Source organism: Streptomyces sp. TRD_SC_5 (assembly GCF_056836825.1).
Genome location: NZ_JBWZZS010000001.1, coordinates 5,450,665 through 5,471,809 on the forward strand (window position 1 = coordinate 5,450,665; position 21,145 = coordinate 5,471,809).

The window sequence follows — 21,145 nt, forward strand, 5'->3', positions numbered from 1 at the left end:
ATCGGTGAGTGAAAAGTCGCTGACGAGTGGCGTGCAACGCTGGGGTATCCAGTCGTGGCGGAGTGAGGAGCGAGGATTTGACAGCCAACCGGGTCTGGTCCACGGCGGGAGTCGTGGCGCTGACAGGGGCCCTGCTCCTCACTTCGGCTCCTACTGCCTCGGCGGATTACATCCGGGACAAGCAGTGGGTTTTGGATGCGTTCGACGCGAAGGCAGTGTGGGCTGAATCTCAAGGGCAGGGAGTCACGGTCGCTGTCCTCGACACTGGCGTTGAAGGCAGTCACCCTGACCTGACCGGGCAAGTGCTGAAAGGGAAGGACGCCACCGACGGTGGCTCCGACCCGCAGTCGGACACCGGCGGCCATGGCACGCGCATGGCGAGCCTCATTGCTGGACACGGGCATGGGGCCGGAAACACTGCGGGCGTGATGGGCTTGGCCCCCAAGGCTAAGATTCTTCCGGTACGAATTGCACGCACAGGGGACGACGACTATGTGATCGAACGCTGGGCGGATGCACTTCGCTATGCGGTCGATCAGGGGGCCAAAGTGGTCAACCTGTCGTTCGTAGATACCGCGGCAGGTCCGCAATCGAAGGGCGCGGAAGCAATTGCGTACGCTCAGGAGCACGACGTTGTAGTAGTGGCTGGCGCTGGAAATGACGCGATGAGACACGTGGGCCTCCCTGCCCGACTCCCGGGCGTAGTGGCTGTCGGTGCTGTCGACGAATCTCAGAAGCGGTGGGATTACTCGAACTATGGCTCTGGCCTCGTTCTTATGGCCCCGGGCGGGGAGCATGTGGCAGCTGATCCGACTATTCCCAGCGGCTATTCGACTTCCACCAGCACATCGAACGCGACGGCCTACGTATCAGCCGCAGTAGCGCTGGTCCGCTCCAAGTTCCCCGACCTCACAGCAGGCCAGGTCATCAACCGCCTCATCAAGTCGGCGACCTTCCTCGACCACAAGGTCAAGAAGGTCCCGGACGACGAGTACGGCTACGGTGCGATCCGCCCGTACTCGGCGCTAACGATGGACATCCCTGCCGGCCCCAAAGAAGGGCCGCTCGGGAAGGCCTCACCGTCCGACGCCTCGTCAAAGTCCAGCGGAACTGCAGAGGAAGACGACAACAAGCCAGCACAACCGTCGGACAGTTCTTCCTCCGGCACGCTCATCACCATCGGTGCAGGCATCGCGGCCGTCGTAGTCATCGGCGGCATCGTCTTCGCCGTACTTCGAAGCCGCGGAAACCGTGGCAACGGTGGCCCCGGCCCCGGTGGACCTCCAGGCGCGGGCTACCCGAATCAGTCCCCGTACACGACTGCTCAACAGCCGTACCCCGCCCCTCCGGGGCAGGCGCCACAGAATCCCAACCCGTACAACCGCTAGTTACGGCGTTAGGCAACCCCGGAGGCGAACCATGTCCGAATCCCTTCCCGGGACGTTCCGTGTGGACGCCCAGCAGCTCAGCCAGCTTGCTGGGCATCTGGAGGATTGCACTACGGAGATGAAGTCCGCCGGATACCGGTTGGAGCAAGCCTCCGTGCGCGACGTGGGTCACGCCGGACTCGAGGAGCGCTGCGGCGAGTTCCGGGACGCGTGGAAGTACGGCATTGGCCAGCTCTCCAAGTTTACCGACGCGATCCGCGGTGGTTTGCAGCAGACCGCGCAGAACTATGCCGAAGCCGAGCGCCGTATTGGGGAGTCGTTCGGCTCTGGCGGTGGGACGGTCGGTGGCGCAAGGGGTTCGAGCGGGCCCACTGCGTCCGGCGGCACGGGCGGGGATGCAGATGCGCGTGGGCAGAGCCGCAGCATGGCCGACGACTTCGGCTGACAGCCGCGACGAGTTCTCCGGTGGAACTTGGCCCCACACCGGCAGGCGTCGACGCCCCTGCTGCTCTTTTCACCCCGAAATGTGCCACCTGGAGTGAACCTTGGCTGCCCCTGGGACCACGACCGTCGAGGGCTACCCCGCGTTGGGTTTGATCCTTTCCCCGGTCCCCCGGTTCCCCGGCCGCCGTCGCCACCCTTGCGCAGGACGTCAACGGGACGTACGCCAAGCTGAAGGCGGCCGACGATGTTCTCACCAGCATCGTCGGCGGCTCAGGCGGATGGTCGGGTACCGCCGCCGATGCCTTCACCGCTAAGGTCCGCGAACTGCCGAAGACCCTGGGCGAGGCCACCGGCAGCTTCCAGCGGGCAGGCGGCGCGATGCTGGACTGGCAGGGCCAGTCCTGGGTTCCGTCGTCAAGGGAACCGCAGGGACCGGCTAGCCACTTGGTACCGGCCTCCCGCTTCAACTTCTCCTGGGACCGAGCCGTGGCCTTGTACGCCCTGGCGGTCATCGCGGCGTGGGGGGCATGGGACCGACATCAGAACGGAGGGTCGGTCATCGCCCCCGGTGTCGGTGCAGTCGTGTTCCTCGCGTAGGGCCGGCGCCCACGCGAGCATGGCGGGGGCCTTCACGGTCACGTCACTCGGGGAGTCCAGTGCTGTGGACGTGGTCCACCTCGGTACCCCCTTGTCTATCCTGCGGCTGGAGAGCGAGCAGGACACTGCGCACCATGCGGTCACCTTCGACCGGGTCGCGCGGAACGCGCTCGCTCAAAACGACTTTCGGCGAGTGCGTCGAGGTCGCCACGAACATTCCCGGTGCCGTCGCCAAACGGGGCTCCAAGGCACCGGACGGCAAGACACTTCGCTTCAGCTGAGCCGCATGGCGGGCATTTCAGTCCCGAGGGGCACTCGGGTGGCGAACCTGCACGGGGCGCCTGACGTCGAGCACGTGTTGAAGCGCTCCGGGGCCTTCAAGATCTTGTGTCTCGGGTGTCCAAGGCTCGGGGGTAAAGTCCCCGCGGCGCGAACCGTCTCCCGGACGACGCTGAGGCTCCGGCACCGGCATGTTCGCCGTACGGGCGTCGCCTGTGTGCCCACTACCCGAAGTCAGCCCTGACCTGGTCGGAGATGGTGGCTCTCCTCTCGCCGCTGGTTTCCGGGCCGGAGGGGGAAGGCTCTGCGCCGCTCGAAACAGTGAGGTCGTGGGCGGACTTCGACAACAGTGAGACGTAGAAGGGGAGATCGGGCAGGGACGGCGTGGTGAGGCTCATGACGAGGAGCCGGCCCATGCGAGGGAGCGGGAGGTAGACATCGGCCCGCGCCAGGGGCAGGAACGGCGCCGTGTCGTCCTCCGTGTCCGCCTGCCATTCCAGCCCGCACAGCACGAGCACGCCGGGTCCCGCCGGTACACGGACTTGCTCGACCGTGTTGTTCTCATTCGCGGAGAGCGCCTCGAAAAGGCCGCGCGCCGAGAGTTCGGCATCCGGCTCGTCCAGCGGGTCGAGGCGGGCAAGCAGCGACGCGGTGGTGAGGCGGCCGTCCGGTGCCTCGTCCAGGCAGAAGCCTGCGTAGAAAGAGTTCTCGGCGAAGGCGTGGTCGGCCATTTCGCGGTACGAGTGGAAGGCGACCTCGCGTTGGAAGTCGGTCCCGGCCGGCCAGATCTCCTTGGCGATGCTCCAGAGCTGATCCACCTGGCCCTGGGCGTCGAGGTCGAGGCCCAGGGAGTGGAATCCACCGGGTATGTCGAGATGCAATTCCGGCTCGGCAGAGGGGTTCATGTCAGTTCCGACCACAGCTGTCCTTCGAAGATACGCAGAGACTTTCCGATGCCGCCCTCGCTCCCGCAGCGCAGTCCGTGCGAGGCGATGACCTGCTCGATGACGCCCTTCGGGATGCCCCGGTAGTCGCGGGCGTGGAGGGTGAGCCCTTTGCTTCCCCTCCGCACGTTCCACCTGGGGGCGTGGAAGACCGAGGTAGCGAGAGTGAAGCGCTGAGTGCGGAGTTCTTGGGCCAATTCAGCGACCTTCCGCTCAAGGTGTGCTCGCCGCTTTGCCGGGTCACGCGACATCTGGAACCGCAGGCTGCTCAGCGAAGTCGCCCGCGCGATGGCACAGCGAGGATCGGTCCCGTCGCTGGAGACAGCGTCCCCAAGGATCTTGACGGCCGTGAACGCGATACGTGCCAGAACTTCGAGGGGAATGACGACCCACTGAACGACGAACCAGAGAAGCAGCGCCGATCGGGGAAGTACCGGAAGTACCGGAAGTACCGGAAGTGCCGGGGCACCGGTGGGGGAGTTCGTCATCATCGTTGTCCTGTGACGCTGTCGTAGATGTCGCTTGCGGTGCTGGGTACCTGGGAGGCGAGCAGAGGACCCTTCGACCACCACGAGGTGGGGTCAAGCGACCCGTCGACACGGAAGGCCGAACGCAAAGAATCGATGTTCCTCAGTCCGGGAATACGTTCAACAGCCTCGCTCAGCCCCCTCTCGGTCATGCTCGCTCCGAGGTTCTTGGCCACTGAATGCTCCCAGGCGAGCTTGAACCGGTGGCCGTCCGACGCGATGACGTCACCGATCTGCTCGGTTCTGCTGAAGAGTTTGTAGGCAGGGCCCTTGACCGTGTCGAAGCCCGCGTCGGCGATGCGGGCGGCATGCATGGCCTCATCGACGCTGCGCCCGGCCGTCGTGACCACCTTCACCGAGCCGGTGATCGCCGTCTTGGCGAACGCCGCTCCCGGGATGATGCCGATGGCGTCACCGGCGAGATCCATCAGGCCGACGTCGGCTCCACCGAGCTTCGCCGCCCCGTGCGAGAGCAGCGCTCCCGCCGAGAACCCCGCACTCGCCAGCGCGAGTGCGCCGGACAACGGCGGACACCACAGCGTCAGCAGCGCCAGGATGCCGAGCACGGCGGAGATGTTGCCCAGCCAGTCGCCGATCTTCTTGAGCAGGTCCTTGTGCCGGGCGCACCACTCCTGGATCGCGTGCCCGATCTCCTTGAACTTGTCGCCGAGCCGCTCCCAGAACCCCGGATCGGGGGCGCCGTCCGTCGCCTTGCGTATGTGCCCCGCGATCCCGCGGGCCTCGGCCTGGTGGTCCTCCAGCAACTGCTCGGCCCGCTTGATGATCTCCTCGAGCTCGCGCTGCGCCTGTTCCAACTGCGCGGACGCGGAAGAGAGTTCACCGTCCGCCTGCTTCAGTCGCGCGTTCGCCGCGTCGACCTTCGCCTGGGCATCCTGTAGCGCGGGGCCCGTGAAGACCTGGCCGCTGAGCCGGAACGCGGGGTCGGCAGCGGCCTGGTTGTAGCGGCCGGCCGCGGCGTCGTTGGCCTTCTCCGCCGAAGCCACCTTGCCTTTGGCTTCCTTGGCCCGGACCTCGTACGTACGGGCCGTGCTCTGGTAGTGAGTGAGCCCCTCGCGCCACTTCGACAGCTCCGACGACGCGGTCTGCATCGCTTCCTGGCTGTCCTTCAGGTAGCGCGGCAGCTCGCCGACCTTCTTCGAGAACGCGGAGGCGGCATCTCCGGCCCAACTCACGTTCCCGGTAAGTCGTTTGATGCTGTTCTGCGCGGTGTCGAGCGCGGTCGCCGCCTTCTTGGTACGGGCCGCGAGCGTCCCCACGTTGCCCACGTCACCCGGCGCCGGGTCGAAACCGAGGGAAGGGTACTTGTCGCTCACTTCCGGCCCGCCGTCCCAGCGAAACCGTCCCGGATGGCCGCATCGACATCCCGGTAGACGTCACGGGTCTGCTTGAGCTTGTCCTCGATGGTCTGCGTACCATCGGCGATCTTCTTGATCGCGTCGTCCCAGCTGTCGTGGAACTCATCGCAGGCGTTGTCGAGTTCCTTGCTGCCTGTGGTCTTCGGGCCAGTGTCACGCAGCGCGTTCAACGCCGCGCGCATCTCCTCCTGGCTCCGGTGAAGCTCCCTGACGAGCCCGTCGAGCTCGCCAATCTCGACCTTGAAGCCTGCCCCCATCGCGCGGTGCTCCCCGTTGTCTCGTAAATGGCAGTGAAAAATCCTGGGCAGACGCTAATCAGCAGGTGCCTGGGGGCCCGCAAGGGGGTCCTGCCCGTTCGCCAAACCTTCACAGCACATCAGCCGGCCATCCCCAACGTCCATGACGTACTCAGCGCCGGGCGTGAGTCCCCTGAGCGGTAGCGTGGTCCTCCGTAGGTTTTACGGCTCGTGGGCAGTCGGGACAGTTGGTCGTCAGCCGGCGGGGGAGAGGTCGCAGTGGGCGGGCGCCCGCTCGATGCGCTGCTCTTGCCCGGCGGCAGCGTACGCACCCGCGCTTCCGTAGCGGAGTCAGTAGGACAAGACCATGTCCTACGCGGTGTGTTGATCGTTGGTCCGGTACCCGTGGGAGTTCCCCGCGGGCAGGGTCGACAGGTGGGTCGCAAGTGCTTTGCACGGTGCACCACCGATACGAATGAGAGTCGAAAGTGGCTGACGACGCGCCATTTTACGCACAGGATGCGGGCAGGAAGCTTGCTCGAAAGTTTGAACTCCAAGCTTACGATTTACGGGCGCATCTGAAGAAATTCATGGACCAAACGGGAGAAGAAGCCATCTCTGACGGCTTCGGCTTCCTGACGGAATCGGATGAGCTGAGAACCACCTACGTCGAATACTCCACGGATGCCGCCGAGGCCATGAATGGCCTGCATCAGTACCTGGATGCCGTCGCCGATGCGCTGAGAAAGGTCAACCGCAACACCGAACTCACCGATGAGGGCGTCGCCGTACTTTTCGGCAAGAAGGGTGACGGGGGCAAGAAGTGAGTGGAACCGAGTCGGTGGGCGAGGAGCTCGTAGAGCTTGGCATCGAGCTTGTGAATCCGGGTGGTGACCCGGAGGGGATCAGGCAGGCAGCCAAGGCGTGGCGGCGGCTGCGGGCCGAGACCGTGGGCGTCACGGGGTTACTCAAGGCCCTCGACAAGAACGTCGAGGACGTGGTGGGGGACACCTGGCGCGGTCCTGCTGCCGAAGCGTTCAAGGAGCATTGGCGCGAGGTCAAGGCGGAAGTCGAGCGGTCGACGACGCAGTACGACGACATCGCCGAGCAGCTTGATGAAGCCGCCGATTCCATCGAGCAGGTCAACTCGGAGATCCACGACATCTACATCGAGATTGGCGTCTCGATCGGCGTCGGAGTGGCTCTTTCCTTCGTCACGCTCGGCCTCGGAAGCGCCGCCGCGGCTACGAACGTGGCCAGGCTGGCCGGGCAAGCCATTAGTCTCTCCGAGCGGCTCGGTCGGCTGTTGAGCCGCGTTGCGGCAGCCATGCGCGCATATCAGCGGTCGACGAAGCTGACAAAGCTGCTGGTGGAATTCGGTGTCAATTGGGCAGGGAATACCACTATCGCGACCGTCAGTTCGGCTGCGACGGGCGAGGGCGTCCATGGCGCCGGCTTTTACGAAGCGACCTGGCAGGGCGGCGTGGCGTCTCTTGCCGGTACGCCGTTGGGGACGGCCGGGGCAGGAGGGGCAACGGCCCTGTTGCGAAGCCGTGGGATGAGTGAATTCGGGAAGCGCGCCTCGCAAAACGCGGCGGGTGGCGTAGTGGGCAATGTCGGAGGCGGAGCCGCCGTTGACGGAGTCTCCCGGGTCACCGGCAGTGAGAAGCCCGAGTGGATGAAGAACGCCGTGGTCAATGCCGCGGGTGGCGGCGTCGGCGGTCTGGGCGGAGTAGGGATGGGAGCCATGGCGCGCCATCGGCTGCAGTCGGCGGGCACCCCTGCCGTTCCCCCTGCGGTCCCCGCCCCGGCGCGGCCAACTCGTGGCGGAGCGGGCGCCGGGCCTGTGCGGGAACCTTCCGCGGGACAGCGTGACATCAGGGATGACTTTGGATGAGCGGGAGCCGTCCCCGCTCGTCGTAGGGCCGTAGTTCGTCCCGCAGGTTGAACTGACGGGCACCGCACTCCGCCTGTCGCCTGCGTTGCTGATCGTCCTGCTAGCGTTGACGATCTTTGCAGCGAGCTTAGGGAACGAATGCCAATGACGTACGACGTCCAAGTGCCCCTCACGACCTGCGCCTTCGACGATCCGGGAACGCGGGAGGCGTTGCGGCAGTCCTGGCGGCGGGCCCTCGTCCGCTTTGCTGTGTGGACCGTTGCGTGGGTGGTCTCGCTCGTCGTGGCGGCGACGATCAGCGACGACGCTCCCGCGCCGGTTGGTGCGGCCGCCGTCATCCTCGTGCTCGTGCTCCTGCGGCCGTTGGCGCTCTCCGCAATCTCTCTGCGGTATCTGCGCACAATTGAGACCGTGTTGCGCGTTCGCCCGTGGGAGTACCTCACCTCGGTGCGCAAACATCCGAAGGCCAAGGTTCGCGGGGCCGTCGCCGTACAGGTCAAGACCGGCGAGGGTGACGACGACTGGACTTCGACGATGTCCGCGCGAGCCCCGTTCCGGTGGAGGCGCTGGACGGGGGAGATGGAGAGGGGCGCCTGGTTCGCGGGCGACCTTGCCCGCGGTGGTGTCCTCGCGCTGCCCGGCGGCCACGGACCGGTGATCGTGCGGAACCAATAGTAACTGCGTCGCTGCCCCTTCCGGCGCGGCGGCGAAGCTCCTGTTGGACGGCTGCCCGCGAAGGCCGGCCGCGTCATCGGGAGCTTCGTGCTGTCGGGCGAGTGCGACGGCATGCAGCCACCAACCTCCGACCGTCTCTGCACCGACTTCGGGTGACGGGAGATACTTGGGGTGACGAGAGGCGAGGAGAAGCGAGATGGCCCAGCAACCCCAGAACCCCAACGGCCCCAACACCGACCGCGGCGTGTTGGACGAAGCGCTCGAGCCGGAGCAGGTCCGCTCACTGAATTCCGCGTTGCGCAAGCTCATGGACAACGGCGGCGGCAGCAAGGAACTGCAGGACACGGCAAGGAACTTGCTTTCCGGCCGCGTCCCCCTGCGCGACGCCCTGGACGACCCCTCGGCCGCACGCGTCCTGGGCAGCGGCATGGCCTCCCTGCGCGGGCAGTGGGAATCGCTCTCCGAGGAGGAGCGCGAGCAGATCAGGCAGGGGGAGACGCCCGCGAGTGATGGAGCTGCCGCGGACCCGTCCGAACCGAAGCGCTCGGAGGGACAGCCTTCGCAGCCCCCGAAGAAGAGCCAGGGGCGCCACAGCGGCGGATTCTCGCTCTACTGAGCCCGCCACTCCCGTGCGGTTCAGGTGCGTACGCCGAAGGCCTTGGGGCGGCGGCCGAACCCGCCTCGGGCAGGCTGCCGCAGCCCGCACACCTTGTGCCCCCTGGCATGGTCGGCCGGCTGTGGGGGGAGAGGCGGTGGCGGGCGCGCCGATCGGCCGTGTGCATGGCCGCTACCTGTCCTCGTTACTCCTGGTCGTCGCTGAGACCGAGTCGTCCCTCAGCTGCTCGAAGATGTGCTGCCAGAAGTCCCGCCAGCTGAGGCAGGGAGGACATCGCCCAGCCACCGTAACCAGCGGCGTGGTCCCAGCCGTTCGGGTCATGGACATCGACGTTGCCGGTGTCCCCGTGCATGACTCATCGGCCTGCACGGGCTGGGCGATCACCGGCACCCAGGTTCCCGTCGGCCGAGGCCGGCAGCATCATCGCCCGCCGGTAGCGCACCGAGCTGGTGCTGCCCCGGCGCACGATCTGCTGCAGCCGCTGCCCCTCCTGGTCGGTCAGTCTGCGCACACGGCCAGGCTCAGCCGCCGCGCCTCCAGCGGTCGGAACGGACGTCACCGCACCGCCACGACCGCCATCCCGGCGAACCTATGCGGTCACAGCACCTAGGAATCGGTCGTCGGCAACGCGATGAGTGTGTACGCCTTACTGCTGAAGCCGACGGTGCTGCCGGTTCCGGAGACGTAGAGCGTCCCCTTGTTCCAATACGGCCGACTCCAGACGCTCATTTCCTTGTAGACCTCTTCGGGATACTCGGCGACTGTCTTCATCGCACCATCCTTGGGGTCGAACTCCACCAGCTTCGGTTTCTGCAAGGCCTGAGTGACATACACCAGCGGTCGCTCGCTACCGGTGCCCCTCAGCGGAGTGAAGTGAATCGCCTCTGAAGCCTCTGACTTCCACAGCTCCTTGCCGCTGTCCAAGTCGTAGGCAACCAACGCATTGTCCTCGCCCGGCGCGTCACGTTCGGATACCTCCATGACGAAGATGTTTCCGAACCCTGCGGCCTCGTGGGACGGGCCGCCGTTGTCCCCAAGGTGGAAAAGGTACTTCTCCTCCAGCTTCGGGAACGTGCCTCGCCTTTCACCTGTGTTCTCGTCGAGTGCGAAGCCGCCCTCGTATCCGCTGATCACAAGCGGGGAACTGCTGAGGACGACATCGACTTCATCCTCACCAAACCTCTTCGTCCACTCAGCCTTGCCCGTGGCAGGGTCGATCAGCGATACCTGGGTCCACTTCTTCTCGTTGCCCTCAAGCGGATCTCCCGCGCTGCACGACACCTGGCTGATCAGGTTCTTGCCACCGGTGAACGCGCCCGTGCCGCAATCGTCCGTCAGCGGCTTCTTCACATCCCAGGCCACCGAGCCGTCGGCTGCCTTCAGTGCTACCTGCCCCTTCTTGCTACCGACCACCACCACCTCACCGGTGCGAGCCACGCTCAGCTCCTTGCCGGCGAAGCCTCGGTGCCACAGTTCCTTGCCGGAGTTGAGGTCGAACGCGGCAACGTTGTTGCAGTCGCCCGGGGCCCCACCCACACCCGAGGCACCATAGGCAACGATCCCGATGCCGCCATCAGAGACGGAGGGAGCGAGGCATGCTTCATTACCAGCGCCGGGCAGCGCTGTGGCCCACAGCTTCTTACCTGTGTCGCGTCCATAGGCCTTCACCCCATCGGACGCGGTCTGGACCACGGCCTTTTCGGTGAACCAAGTGCCGTCCACCTCCGACTGGCCCGTACCCGAGCCCTGTTGCGGTTTCCCCTCCACGCTCCACAACGGCTCGGTGGGAGCACCCGCCAGCACGTACCACGCGGCGCCGCCCGCCCCACCGAGTACGACCAGCGCGAGAACCAGCAGCACGATCAGGCCGCTCTTATTCTTACGCGGCGGCGCTGCCGGAATGGGTGCCCCGGGGAACTGCTGCTGATAGCCATAGCCCTGCTGGGGCTGGGGCGCCATCGGCTGCTGCTGAAAGCCATAGCCATAGCCCTGCTGCGGTGCCGACGCGTGCTGTTGCTGCGGATAGCCGTATCCCGGCTGCGGCACAGACGACTGCTGCTGAGGCGGCACGGGAGCCTGCGGTGGCATGGGCGGCTGCTGCCCATAGGGGCCGGTGCCCGGCACGGGTCCGTTCGTGCTCATCGGCTGTTGCTCCTGACGTACTGGGCCCACGCGGTCTGGAATTCACTCTCGCCCATACCCACGGCCTTCCGTAGCTGCTGGTCGAGTTCCCCGGGCGTCTTGTAATGGGCGACAACGAACTCGAAGGCCGCCTCTTCACCGCCCTTCTCGGCCAAGAACCGGATGGCGAGGTAGCTGAGGGCGTAGTTCATGCTGACCGGATTGGCGTCACTGTCGAAGTCGCTTCCGGGCAGCTCTCCGTCGAAGTCCTGGCCTGCCAGTGCATCCCGGACGCCCTGATCCCCCAACTCCCGGTCGAATCGGTTCGCGACGTATTCCGCGAATCCTTCGACAACCCACGTACGGAGGGTTTTGTCTTCAGCGTAGGAGTAGGATCCGCTGTCTTGTGGCTGTACGAGAGCATGCGCGATTTCATGACGCGAAATATCCGCAACGCCGCGCCTCCACGCAGGAGAAGTGAAGCGCCCTGACGAGGCGTCCATCTTGATGCGCGCGCCGCCGAATTCGAGCCTGTCCTCCTTGTTGCCGCCGTAACCCTCATTGAAGGCCGGCATCGGCACGCTCTGCCCGGCATCCCAGCCAACGTCCAGGCCACCATTGTTGTAAAGCTTCGTGTACGTCTTCCGGTCAGGTTCGACGACGACGAGGAAGCCCTCCGGGGTATTCGGAACGGAAGGGCCCTTCGACTTCCACAGTTCCAGATCGGTCTTCGCGCCCTGCTCGATGATCGGCGCGTAGCGACTCGCAGCGGCAGCATTCTTCTTCGCCGCGATCGTGACCGTGTGCTCTGCACGCTTGACGTACATGTCGTCGTAAAGGTCCCAGGGGGCCGGATAGTAGACCGCCGAGGCCATACCAAACGCGGACGGCGAACCGCCCACGCCGGTGATGCGCGGCTCCGCTTCCTTGGAGTCCCGTTCCACCTCCCACCGGTACCACTCGGAAACCGGGCGTACATCAACGCCCTTGATCTGGTGGACGAAGGCGACATCGAGAGCGAGCTTCACATCGGAGCCGTATTCATCCGAACCGTCGCCCGTCTGCTGGAGGACCATGTACTTGGCCTCGGCGAAAGGCACCTTGCGCAGATTGCGGAATATCTTGCGCTGTTTCTCCTTCGCCTTGCCGCCGAAGGGAGCGAGGTACTCGTCCTCGTCACCGCTCTTCAGCGCCTGGGTGCGACCGTTGAGCAAAGTGGTTATGTCATCTTGGCTCAGCACCTGTTCGGAGCCGTCCCCCGACCCTTCGGCACCCGGCAGGGAACCCCCACCAACCTCTTTGTACAAGGCAAACCCGCCGACACCGAGCACAGCCACCAGCGCCAGGACCGAGAGCCCGATGACGGCCGTCTTCAAACCCTTACCGCCACCCTGGGCGTTGGGCGGTGGCGGCACAGGCGGGTACCACCCGGGCTGCTGGGGCGGTGCGCCATAAGGACCAACGGGCTGCTGACCCGGTGCACCGTATGGACCCGCTGGGCCCGGACCGCCGGGCGGCGCCGAATAAGACATAGCTTCCCTCTCGCACAATTCACCTAGTGAGGGAGCGCGTAACGCGGCCTGGCCGCACGCAAAGGCGAGCCGGCATCTCGGCCGACTCGCTACGGAGTTACGTATGCAAGCTCATGTTGAGCGAGACTCGCACCCTCCGGACCACTCTCCCCGTTAGTCACACAACACCTTATGGGCTTCGCTAACGCGAGGCCGCCCCAGCCCCCGTAGGACTTCGTGCAGAAACTGTGATTGGTCGCGTTCGGCGCTGCGTAGGCCAGATCCCGAGGTGGACCGCGGATGCGCGGGCCAGACAAGCCACTTCGGCCGACCCGAGAGACCAGGGCTCATGAACTCTTCGGCCTCGGGCAGACAAACGCGGTAAGCAGCTCCTCCAAGAACAAGGTCCGGCGGACAACTGCCCACCGGACCTTTCACTGCGCAGCAGGTCGAGTGCCTCGCGCAGGGATGTGGGCAGTTGGCTCTCGTCTATGGGTACGAAGCCTGCTGGACTCGCCAGGATGCTCTGTCGGGCCGGTGGTGAAAGGCAGATCCGGCGCCCCGTGCTCAGGGCTGAGCAGGGCCTCTGCCTGCAGCAGCAGATCCTGCGGGCCGCGGCCCCCTGCGGGTCGTCGAGGTCGGTGATCTGCGCGGTGCCGGGCGGCAACCCTTCAGCGAGGCTCGCGGTGAGCTCACGCGGTTCCTTGGCAAGGAGCCGGATAGTTTCCGTGGTGGCGAGCGGCTTGAGTACTTCCTGTACGAGGCGGGCCGGCTCGCCTGTGGTACGTACCGGGCCTGCGCGGTCGACCTCCGGCACGACGACGGTCACGGTCCGGTCGAGGGCGGCCAGTTCGGCGTACACATCCGACCTGTGCAGCGGTCAGCCCTGCCGCACTTGGCACTGCGGGTGCGGGGAGCTCGGGCCCCACGGTCGACGGGTCGAGGTCGGCCAGCGGAAGACGCTTGCGGAACTCCGGGTGTCGCACAGCATCAGGAACCCGGTGACCAGGTGCGAACGCCCGCTGCCCGGGCTGCCGGTGAGCACGATGACGCGCCGGCGCACCCGGCCACTCCATCCGCCAGGCGGGAGAGCGCGCAGCACGGTGATGCGGCCGCCTATGTGGGGATGGGGTGCGTAGCCGTCGGTCGGGGCGGTCATGGTTATGGCCCTCGCGGGTGCCGGGGCAGGGGCTGAAGGCTCGTCGCCGGGCGTCAGGCGCCAGGGCCGGATGTCGGGCGACAGCTAGGGCGCGTCGTTTGGATCATCTGGTGGTTGGCCAAGGCTGCTGCCTGGAGAGTCGATCGCGGTGCCGATTGTGGCGTGCGCGTCGGCGGGGGACTTCCGCAAGGGCTCACTGGATCAGCTCGATATGAGGGTGGGACGGGTCCACCGGGCAGACGTGGAGCTGGAGGTTGTAGCCGCCGACGATGTCGATCAAGGTGAAGTTGCCGCCCCGGGCGCCCAGGGGAGGCGGGGCCGGGTTCGCCGGTTCCTCCTCGGCGATCCAGGTCTCGCTGCCGCCGTCCCATTCCGAGGAGGCGATGGTGAGGAGCGGGACCTGCTCGGTGCCGCACTCGGGGCAGGGGCGGGGCTTGGGGTCGGTGAGGCTCCAGCGGGTCCAGCCGCCGGTCTTCCAGCCGGGGGCGGTGGAGAGGTTGTTCAGGTAGAGCTCGCCCGGGTCGTCCGCGTACGTGTTGTACCGCGCGGGGTCGATAGACTCCCAGCGGCTCATGTCGTCCACCTGGTCCTGAAGTTCCTCGTCCAGGTCCGAGGGGTGGGGGTACTCGGTGACCTGCTCCGGTGAGAACAGGCACGGCTGAGGGAGGTAGCAGTCGCGCTGGACGATGGGCGGCTCGGGTGGTATCTCGAGGACGTCCTTGACGGTTGCGGAGGAGCGCCAGAACAGTGCGGTTTTGGGGCTGGCATGTTCCGCGTGGTCGAAGGGGCACCACAGGACCTGGAGGAGGTCCGCGTCGGACGGGCACGGGAAGGGGACGTCACGGGCGTAGAGCTGGGCGACGGGGAGGAGGGGGATCGGGCCGTCGAACCACGGGCGGTCCGCGAGCCGCTCCCAGGTAGCTCGTTCCTCGGGAGTCCACTGGGGTGCCTCGGGGTCGAGGCGCCGCCGCTCGGCCGCTGCGGCGCGGTCGTGGCGGAGTAGCCGGACGTCATCCGGGGAGTGGACCACCGGCGCCGCGCCGCTGTCGTGCGGCTCGTCGCAGTACGGCCACGGCTCGTCGGCGGGCCACAGGAGCGGCCCGCCGACGGAGCTGTCGTGCACGGTCGGCGACCCGGGGCGCGGGTGCAGCCGGGTCGCCGTGCGCGCCAGCGGGGCCAGCTGAGGAAAGAGCGCGGTGATGTCGAACGGCCGCGGCGGGGTTGTAAATATGGCGTTCATAGCGGTGATGCTGCCAGCAGCGTCTGGCAATGGGTGTACCGAGCCACGTCAGCTGACACTGCACAGCTTCCCTGAGTCAGCAGGCGGACCAGAGGAAGATGCCGGCGATATGGAGTCCGGCCAGGTAGATGGTCGCGGTCTTCTCGTAGCGCGTGGCGATGCCGCGCCACTGCTTCAGACGGTTGATGCACCGTTCGACGGTGTTGCGCTGTTTGTAGGTCTCGCGGTCGAACGCCGGCGGTCTCCCGCCCCGACTGCCCCGCCGCAGCCGATGACCACGTTGATCCGCCGGCACGGGGATCACCACACGGATGCCGCGCTTGCTCAGGTGGTCGCGGATCGCGCGGGAGGAATACGCCTTGTCGGCCAGGACTACGTCCGGCCTGGTTCGGGGCCGTCCGCGGCGACGCGGTACACGCAGGCCGGCCATGACGTCCATGAAGGTGGGTGCGTCGCCCGCTTGGCCGCCGGTTAGGACGAACCCGAGGGGACGGCAACGGCCGTCGGCAGCAAGATGGACCTTCGTTGTAAGTCCCCCGCGCGACCGGCCGATGGCGTGGTCGTGCGGCTCGGCCGCTGGGGCCCCCTTTTGCGGGCCCCAGCGGCGTGCTGATGAGCGCGCACGATTGTGGAGTCCACCGAGACGACCCAGTCAAGCTCATTATCGGCGTCGGCTTGGGCCATCAGCGCCGTGAACACCCGCTCCCAGGTGCCATCGAGGGCCCACATCCGAAGGCGGTTGTAGACGCCCCGCCAATTGCCGTACTTCTCCGGCAGGTGCACCCACTGAGTTCCGGTCTGGAACTTGAAGGCGATCGCGTCGATTACCTCACGGTGGTCCCGCCAGCGGCCACCCCGCTTCGGCGTCCGGTCCGGGAGCAACGGTTCGATCCGCGCCCACTGCGCATCAGTCAACGGCACACCCGGACCAACGACTGACAGATCCAAACGAAACCGCCTAGGCGTTGCGCTCGAGGTTCTTGCGGTAGAGCGCGATGGCCTGCTCGGCCGGGTAGTTGGGGACGGTGACGGATTCGCCGGTCTCCTTCGACACCACGAGCTTGGCTCCGCCCGGCGGGGAGGGCTGTGGGCGGCCGGCGGCGTCGGTGCGGGGCGGGAAGACGGCGTACACCAGGTAGCCGATGTCGAACTCGTGGACCTTGAGTTCGGCGGGGGTGCCGTCAGGCAGCTTGGGCTGGGCGTAGCGGCTGCGGACGATGTCCACAGCTTGGGCGGGGGTGGAGGGTGGGGCGCCGGGGATCATACAGAGGGCGTGGCCGATCTGCATCGCGGTGACACAGGCTTCCCAGGTCTCCAGCTTGTCAGCTTTGGGATCCCTCGAGCAGCGCCTGTCGAGGGCGGTGGTCGCAGAGCCCAGGGCCATGGAGAACCACTCGGGGTTCTCCTTGAGGTCCTCGAGCTCTCCCTCCAGCCTTCGCGCGAGCACCTTCAGCACTTGGGGCAGCGCCCCCGTGGGGAATCCATGACGCGGAATCCTGATCATCTTCGTCCCTCGCGGCGCTCAGGTAGGGAAGTCGCCGACGCGGCCGCCTTCGAGCAAGTATTTCGGGATGTAGCCGGACAGGCACCTCGTGCCGCGTCACTTGCGTAGTCATCCCTGCCTGTCCTCCGGTTCGCGGATGGGCCGGTTGGCCGTCGTGGAGCATGGGGGAGGTGGCGGTCGACGTGTGGGGCTTCTCAGAACAGCCCGTGCCACATCTGCTCGACGATCAGCGACCACCAGGTGTCCGGGTTCGCCAGCGCCGAAGCGTCAATGGCGACCAACTGCTCCTGCAGCTCCGCCACCGCCGCACCCGCTGCCACCGGGTCGAGCCCCTGCATCTGCTCCCGGACGGTGGCGAGCAGGGCGAGGGAGCGGACGTACGCGCCGGCCGAGATGTTCACGTAGCGGGCCGACGCGGTGACCGGGTCGATCGCCCAGACCGCGCCGAGGCCGTTGGGTTCCGTTGAGCCGGGCAGGCACTGTACGGCGAGGACGGCGACGCCGTCCCAGCCGATGCGGGTCAGGTGCGCGAGCGCGCCGATCTTCTCCTCGCCTGCTGGGCTGCGGCGCTCCCGCAGATTCGTGGCCACGTCGGTGAACAGGCCACCCGCCGGGGGAGCGTCGGGCCGGTCCGCGGTGAAGAACAGAGGCAGGTCGACGGGGAGCCCGGCCCACGTCAGCAACGACTGGATGTCCTCGGGAAGTTGGCTGGCCGCGAGGTCGTCGGCGTCGTAGCGGCGGACGCCGTCGGAGCCGAAGACGTCGGTGAGGTGGCGGCCGAGGGCTACGTCTCGCAGGGGCTCGGCGGGGGGCACGTTCGTGGGGACAGGAATGCGGTGGGGGCGGGGCGGGGGCTGCCGGCTGGCCACCTGGTGCATCATCTCGACGTGCTGGATCAGCGCGGCGATGCCCTCCGCGCGGGCCTCGGGGCAGCCGCCGTACGTCTGGGTGCAGGAGAGCTCAGCGTTCCGGAAGGTGTTGAGGAGTTCGGCCGTGTAGCCGCCGGGGAGCAGGCTGGGGCGCAGGTCGGTGTGGATCGCGAGGACGTTCTCGCTGGGCACGCCCATCCGCCGCAGCTCGGCCGTCACCTGGTACTCGGACGGCGGGAGGCCGGGGCCGGAGTTGCGGAAGAGGGTTGTTTCCTCGCCGGTGGCCGGGTCGGTGTAAGTGAAGACGGAGGTGTTGCCAGGGCCGGTGACCGGACGGGTGCTCTCAGCCGAGGCGGGGGCGTCGCCGTGCTTTTGCCGGTACATCCGTACGACCTCGTCGACCGGAACCGAAGGCCAGACCGTCAGCTCACCGGTACGCCGGTCCACCACCCCGCACGCGTCCCCGATCTCGGCGGGCGGCCGCCGCTGCCCGGTCTCGGGGTCGCGCTCCAGTGGGGCGGGTGCGGCCCACACGACCCAGCCCAGGTCGAACTCCCGCATCTTGACCTCGCGGCGGTCCCCCGAGTCTTCGGGGTTGAGCCAACGGTCGGCGGTGGCGAGCGCCTGCTCCTGAGTGGTCACACGGGACTCCTTCACGTGGTCGGGGACGGGATTAGGAGGCTATCGCCCGGGCCTGTGCCGGAATGCGCAGGGCCTTCGCCCCGCGTTCGGTCGCGACAAGCAGGATGCCGCCGGGGGAGACATCGGTGTCCGTCACGGCGATGTCGGAGATCAGCGTGGCAACGGCACCCCCGGAGGTGCGATCCCAGACACGGACATAGTCCGCGCCCCGGCTCAGGCCGAGGGGAGCGGCGTTCCTCTCCTCCTCGGTCGGGCGCACGATCTGTGCCGGATCTGCCGCACTGAGAACTTGTGGCCGCAACAGGTCATGCACGAGCAGTCCACGCCGCTGCGCATCAGTGCTGTCCTCCACGCCTTCTACTGCATGGGCTCCCGGCGTGTCTGCGGAAACGACAAGGACCGCGACTGGGCGCTGGTCTCCTTCGGCCGTGGGCAGCTCAGCGACCGTCACCTCACTGATGTCGGCTACGGGCAGGCTCCACAAGGTCTGCCAGGGAAGATCGAAACCCAGCCTGTGCAGGGCTGCGGCGTACTCGTGCAGGCCGTCCTCCACGAAAGCGGTCTCCAGCATCGCGGCGCGCCCCAGCTGGGACAGCTCGTTACGGGTCAGCAGCGCGGCGGTTCGCAGATAAGTGCGTGCCGGAGCACCGAGAGAGTCCGACGGCACCGCCTCGATGGCGGCACGCAGCGGAATGGGTGACGCGTATACGAAGAGTCCGGGATCGGTGAGGAGCTGAGGCAGCAGACCTGCGCCGAGGGCATGTCCGGCGATGTGATCACGTACATAGGGATCTGCCATGCTCCAGTCCTGCTCGGGCACGGCTTCGAGGAGCGCCATGGCGATCTGGGCCTGGGCGGCATGCTCCTGCGGCAGGGCTGCGCGGACCGCTTCACCGATCGCGGGGTGCGTGAGACGTAGCAGGGTGCGCTGTCCAGAGGCAACGTCAGGGTCCTCGACCGGCGTTACGAACGGACCGACGAGCAGCATTCCGGACGTGACGGCCTCTGTCATGTCCCGCCCCGCGACCGCGCTCACGAGCCGAGGCCACAGATCGACGGGGATTCCGTGGCCTTCGGCCAATGCCAACGGAGCGAGGAGCGTGAACAGGGTCCCCGGGTCGGCGCCCAGACGCCTGCTGTGCCATTCGAGAGCCGAGGAGACGGACGTCGGCAGCCATTCCTGGTCGGTAGGGTCGAACCCCTCGGGTGCGGTGAGGATGCTCTGGACGCCGAGTTGGACGACCAGGGGACTGGTGTCCGCCCGGCGGGCGATGGCTGCGGCCAGCGAGTGCCGGATCTCGGGTTGGACGGTGAAGGGCAGCTCGGGCGCGCCGAACCGTGGGCTCAGGATCGCTTCGGCCTGCCGTACGAGAGCTTCGGGGTCGGCCCACTGGTGATCGTCGAGATCCATGATCTGTACGACACCGGGGGGCAGGCTCTCGGCCAGTTCGGTGGCGAGCGGTCGTGACAGTTCGACCAGGAGCCGTACCGGATCAAGAGCGGCCAGCGGCTTGAGCACCTCCCGCACAAGAGTGGTCGGCTCGTCCGCGGACCGCACCGGGCCCGCCCGGTCCACATCGAGGACGACGAGTGGCACGGGTTCGCCGAGGCCTGCCAGTGCCGGATGAATGTCCTCGACGCGCTCGACTCCCAGGCCGTAGTGGTCGGCGAGAGCCCAGAGGAACTGTGCTGCGGTCAGCCCGGAGGCGTTCGTCGCGGAAGGGGCGGGCAGCTCGGGAGGGACGGTCGAAGGATCGAGCCGGTCGAGGAGGAGGTGCTCGCGGAAGTCGGGGTCGCAGAGCATCAGAAAGCCAGTGAGCAGTCGGGAGCGACCGCTGCCGGAATCTCCGGTCAGGGCCACCACCCGCGGCGCCCCGGGCCACTCCATGCGCCAGGCGGCAAGTGCCCGCAGGGCGTTGGTGCGGCCACCTATGTGGGGATGCAGGGCGTAGCCGTCGGTTGCATCGGTCATGGAGTTCCGTCCTCCACTGGTACGGACGTGTATGAAGGGCCGCAGGCTATGGGCCGGTGCGCTTCGGTGGTACGGGCATCAGACGGGCAGGGCGCCTTTGAAGCGTGCGTTGGGAGCCTCGGGGTGAGTGGTGGCGAGCCAGCCGTGGCCGCGTGTGCTCTCCGCGAGCATGGGGCCTGGTTCCACCGAGAGGTTGTCGGCGGCCGTGCTGGCGTAGGGGACGCCCTCGGCGTACTCCTCGGCCTCGTCGTCCACCGCGTCTTCCCGGTAGCTGACCTCGAAGGGCAGGGGTTCTCCCGCGAACTGCGGGTTGTCATAGGTGCCGTAGCTGCGCACCCGCTGGCCGTTGCGGGCGATATACCAGACTTCGGAGTCGTTGTAAGGATCGATCACGTAGAAGTGAGCCTCAGCGCAATGCTCGCTGAGTTTTCCGGCCAGGGCGAAGCCATCAAGTTCATCCAGGAACGAATTGCCCCACAGCAAGCGCCAGTTCTTGAACTCCAGGTCTGAATGCCAGGTCTCGAACTCCGGGGTGATGAAGACCCGGTAGGCAGTCTCCGTTTGACCTCGGGAATCCTGGAACTCCACGGAATCGGTGGCCTCGGTGGCGGCGGCCACGCCCATGACGGTGGTGACAGGCCGGAGATCGTGAAGACCGAGAGCCGATACGGCATTGTCGAGTCGGTGCGCGGGGAAGGCCAGCCAGCGGCCGGCTTCCATGGGGACCTCAACCGGCAGTTCGTTCAGGAGCTTGATGCGGATGAGGCGCTCCACGGCGCTTCGGTCGGCCTCGTCGAGAGATGCTGCGCCACCGAGATCAACGAGGGCCTTGAGGGCCTTGCCGCGCAGAGCCCCGGGACCCTCACGGCGGATCTCCCGTAGACGCGGCAACGCCTCGTCGCCCAAGCGGCTCAGGACGGTCTCGGCACCTCGCCCCAGAGTGGACGACCCGTCGCCGCCCGTATGAGGCAGCAACCTGTCGATGGCCTGTGCGCCGAGCGCGACCAAGCCGCCCTCCGCGGCCCGCCGAATGCTGCGATCGCTGTTGGACAGGTCTTGTAGGAGCGTATCGATGGTATTGGGCATGTGACACAGCCTAGTTGTACTGCGGGACGGCTGAGGGCCGCCCCTGAACGGTAACTCTCTTG

20 protein-coding genes and 1 pseudogene are annotated in these 21,145 nt (G+C 66.9%); 7 read left to right on the forward strand and 14 right to left on the reverse strand.

What is annotated here, in order from left to right; all coding sequences use genetic code 11:
- Positions 1-77 precede the first annotated feature (77 nt).
- From AC1P0E_RS25105 to AC1P0E_RS25115, 3 genes are all read left to right on the forward strand, one after another.
- On the forward strand, positions 78-1,388 hold the full coding sequence (locus tag AC1P0E_RS25105) for a S8 family serine peptidase (protein ID WP_482744377.1): 1,311 nt from the start codon (positions 78-80) through the stop codon (positions 1,386-1,388).
- 31 nt (positions 1,389-1,419) lie between these two features.
- Entirely contained in the window at positions 1,420-1,833 is a 414-nt protein-coding gene (locus AC1P0E_RS25110; protein WP_482744378.1) for a hypothetical protein, read from the forward strand.
- 730 nt (positions 1,834-2,563) lie between these two features.
- Positions 2,564-2,710, forward strand: coding sequence for a DUF397 domain-containing protein (locus AC1P0E_RS25115; protein WP_482744379.1), 147 nt, complete (start codon positions 2,564-2,566; stop codon positions 2,708-2,710).
- Positions 2,711-2,932: 222 nt separating this feature from the next.
- On the opposite strand, the gene AC1P0E_RS25120 is transcribed toward AC1P0E_RS25115, so the two are convergent.
- The 4 genes from AC1P0E_RS25120 to AC1P0E_RS25135 all read right to left on the reverse strand — a co-directional run bounded on the left by AC1P0E_RS25120 (position 2,933) and on the right by AC1P0E_RS25135 (position 5,812).
- Positions 2,933-3,613, reverse strand: a complete 681-nt coding sequence (locus AC1P0E_RS25120; protein WP_482744380.1) for a hypothetical protein — start codon at positions 3,611-3,613, stop codon at positions 2,933-2,935.
- Positions 3,610-3,780, reverse strand: coding sequence for a hypothetical protein (locus AC1P0E_RS25125; RefSeq protein ID WP_482744381.1), 171 nt, complete (start codon positions 3,778-3,780; stop codon positions 3,610-3,612). Before AC1P0E_RS25125 ends, AC1P0E_RS25120 begins: the two co-directional genes overlap by 4 nt.
- Before the next feature lie 359 nt (positions 3,781-4,139).
- Positions 4,140-5,513, reverse strand: a complete 1,374-nt coding sequence (locus tag AC1P0E_RS25130; protein ID WP_482744382.1) for a putative T7SS-secreted protein — start codon at positions 5,511-5,513, stop codon at positions 4,140-4,142.
- Positions 5,510-5,812 carry a WXG100 family type VII secretion target gene (locus tag AC1P0E_RS25135; protein ID WP_482744383.1) on the reverse strand — a complete coding sequence of 101 codons (303 nt, stop codon included), beginning with the start codon at positions 5,810-5,812 and terminating at the stop codon, positions 5,510-5,512. The genes AC1P0E_RS25130 and AC1P0E_RS25135 overlap by 4 nt, the downstream gene beginning before the upstream one ends.
- 467 nt (positions 5,813-6,279) lie before the next feature.
- On the opposite strand from AC1P0E_RS25135, the gene AC1P0E_RS25140 reads away from it, so the two are divergent.
- From AC1P0E_RS25140 to AC1P0E_RS25155, 4 genes are all read left to right on the forward strand, one after another.
- Positions 6,280-6,618: a hypothetical protein gene (locus AC1P0E_RS25140; protein WP_482744384.1), complete on the forward strand. Its 339-nt coding sequence runs from the start codon at positions 6,280-6,282 to the stop codon at positions 6,616-6,618.
- A gap of 14 nt (positions 6,619-6,632) precedes the next feature.
- Positions 6,633-7,688: a WXG100 family type VII secretion target gene (locus AC1P0E_RS25145; RefSeq protein WP_482744385.1), complete on the forward strand. Its 1,056-nt coding sequence runs from the start codon at positions 6,633-6,635 to the stop codon at positions 7,686-7,688.
- Positions 7,689-7,832: 144 nt separating this feature from the next.
- Positions 7,833-8,363, forward strand: coding sequence for a hypothetical protein (locus AC1P0E_RS25150; RefSeq protein ID WP_482744386.1), 531 nt, complete (start codon positions 7,833-7,835; stop codon positions 8,361-8,363).
- 196 nt (positions 8,364-8,559) lie between these two features.
- Positions 8,560-8,979, forward strand: coding sequence for a hypothetical protein (locus tag AC1P0E_RS25155; protein ID WP_482744387.1), 420 nt, complete (start codon positions 8,560-8,562; stop codon positions 8,977-8,979).
- A 354-nt stretch (positions 8,980-9,333) separates the two neighbouring features.
- On the opposite strand, the pseudogene AC1P0E_RS25160 reads toward AC1P0E_RS25155, so the two are convergent.
- The 10 genes and pseudogenes from AC1P0E_RS25160 to AC1P0E_RS25205 all read right to left on the reverse strand — a co-directional run.
- Positions 9,334-9,538 (reverse strand): annotated as a pseudogene (locus AC1P0E_RS25160) (hypothetical protein); the annotation flags it as partial.
- A 47-nt stretch (positions 9,539-9,585) separates the two neighbouring features.
- Positions 9,586-11,121, reverse strand: coding sequence for an outer membrane protein assembly factor BamB family protein (locus AC1P0E_RS25165; RefSeq protein WP_482744388.1), 1,536 nt, complete (start codon positions 11,119-11,121; stop codon positions 9,586-9,588).
- Positions 11,118-12,476, reverse strand: coding sequence for a hypothetical protein (locus AC1P0E_RS25170; protein WP_482744389.1), 1,359 nt, complete (start codon positions 12,474-12,476; stop codon positions 11,118-11,120). Before AC1P0E_RS25170 ends, AC1P0E_RS25165 begins: the two co-directional genes overlap by 4 nt.
- A 1,015-nt stretch (positions 12,477-13,491) precedes the next feature.
- Positions 13,492-13,770 (reverse strand): hypothetical protein, encoded by a 279-nt coding sequence (locus AC1P0E_RS25175; protein WP_482744390.1) that lies wholly within the window; start codon positions 13,768-13,770, stop codon positions 13,492-13,494.
- A gap of 193 nt (positions 13,771-13,963) precedes the next feature.
- Positions 13,964-15,010, reverse strand: coding sequence for a hypothetical protein (locus AC1P0E_RS25180; protein ID WP_482743426.1), 1,047 nt, complete (start codon positions 15,008-15,010; stop codon positions 13,964-13,966).
- Between the two features lie 76 nt (positions 15,011-15,086).
- Positions 15,087-15,952, reverse strand: a protein-coding gene (locus AC1P0E_RS25185) for an IS5 family transposase (RefSeq protein ID WP_482745816.1) whose coding sequence is annotated in 2 segments (ribosomal slippage) — positions 15,087-15,572 and positions 15,575-15,952 — 864 coding nt in all. Because the reading frame shifts where the segments join, the coding sequence is not laid out codon by codon here.
- A gap of 16 nt (positions 15,953-15,968) precedes the next feature.
- Positions 15,969-16,514 carry a hypothetical protein gene (locus AC1P0E_RS25190; protein WP_482744391.1) on the reverse strand — a complete coding sequence of 182 codons (546 nt, stop codon included), beginning with the start codon at positions 16,512-16,514 and terminating at the stop codon, positions 15,969-15,971.
- A 194-nt stretch (positions 16,515-16,708) separates the two neighbouring features.
- On the reverse strand, positions 16,709-18,025 hold the full coding sequence (locus AC1P0E_RS25195; protein ID WP_482744392.1) for an SUKH-4 family immunity protein: 1,317 nt from the start codon (positions 18,023-18,025) through the stop codon (positions 16,709-16,711).
- 31 nt (positions 18,026-18,056) lie between these two features.
- Positions 18,057-19,997, reverse strand: a complete 1,941-nt coding sequence (locus AC1P0E_RS25200) for an ATP-binding protein (RefSeq protein WP_482744393.1) — start codon at positions 19,995-19,997, stop codon at positions 18,057-18,059.
- 78 nt (positions 19,998-20,075) lie between these two features.
- Entirely contained in the window at positions 20,076-21,083 is a 1,008-nt protein-coding gene (locus AC1P0E_RS25205) for a HEAT repeat domain-containing protein (protein WP_482744394.1), read from the reverse strand.
- Positions 21,084-21,145 lie beyond the last annotated feature (62 nt).

What these genes read in the sequence shown, in the direction of transcription:
- AC1P0E_RS25110 (WP_482744378.1), top strand. Translation starts at nt 1,420, where the DNA reads ATGTCCGAATCCCTTCCCGGGACGTTCCGTGTGGACGCCCAGCAGCTC.
- AC1P0E_RS25115 (WP_482744379.1), top strand. Translation starts at nt 2,564, where the DNA reads ATGCGGTCACCTTCGACCGGGTCGCGCGGAACGCGCTCGCTCAAAACG.
- AC1P0E_RS25120 (WP_482744380.1), bottom strand. Translation starts at nt 3,613, where the DNA reads ATGAACCCCTCTGCCGAGCCGGAATTGCATCTCGACATACCCGGTGGA.
- AC1P0E_RS25135 (WP_482744383.1), bottom strand. Translation starts at nt 5,812, where the DNA reads ATGGGGGCAGGCTTCAAGGTCGAGATTGGCGAGCTCGACGGGCTCGTC.
- AC1P0E_RS25150 (WP_482744386.1), top strand. Translation starts at nt 7,833, where the DNA reads ATGACGTACGACGTCCAAGTGCCCCTCACGACCTGCGCCTTCGACGAT.
- AC1P0E_RS25155 (WP_482744387.1), top strand. Translation starts at nt 8,560, where the DNA reads ATGGCCCAGCAACCCCAGAACCCCAACGGCCCCAACACCGACCGCGGC.
- AC1P0E_RS25165 (WP_482744388.1), bottom strand. Translation starts at nt 11,121, where the DNA reads ATGAGCACGAACGGACCCGTGCCGGGCACCGGCCCCTATGGGCAGCAG.
- AC1P0E_RS25175 (WP_482744390.1), bottom strand. Translation starts at nt 13,770, where the DNA reads ATGACCGCCCCGACCGACGGCTACGCACCCCATCCCCACATAGGCGGC.
- AC1P0E_RS25180 (WP_482743426.1), bottom strand. Translation starts at nt 15,010, where the DNA reads ATGAACGCCATATTTACAACCCCGCCGCGGCCGTTCGACATCACCGCG.
- AC1P0E_RS25190 (WP_482744391.1), bottom strand. Translation starts at nt 16,514, where the DNA reads ATGATCAGGATTCCGCGTCATGGATTCCCCACGGGGGCGCTGCCCCAA.
- AC1P0E_RS25200 (WP_482744393.1), bottom strand. Translation starts at nt 19,997, where the DNA reads ATGACCGATGCAACCGACGGCTACGCCCTGCATCCCCACATAGGTGGC.
- AC1P0E_RS25205 (WP_482744394.1), bottom strand. Translation starts at nt 21,083, where the DNA reads ATGCCCAATACCATCGATACGCTCCTACAAGACCTGTCCAACAGCGAT.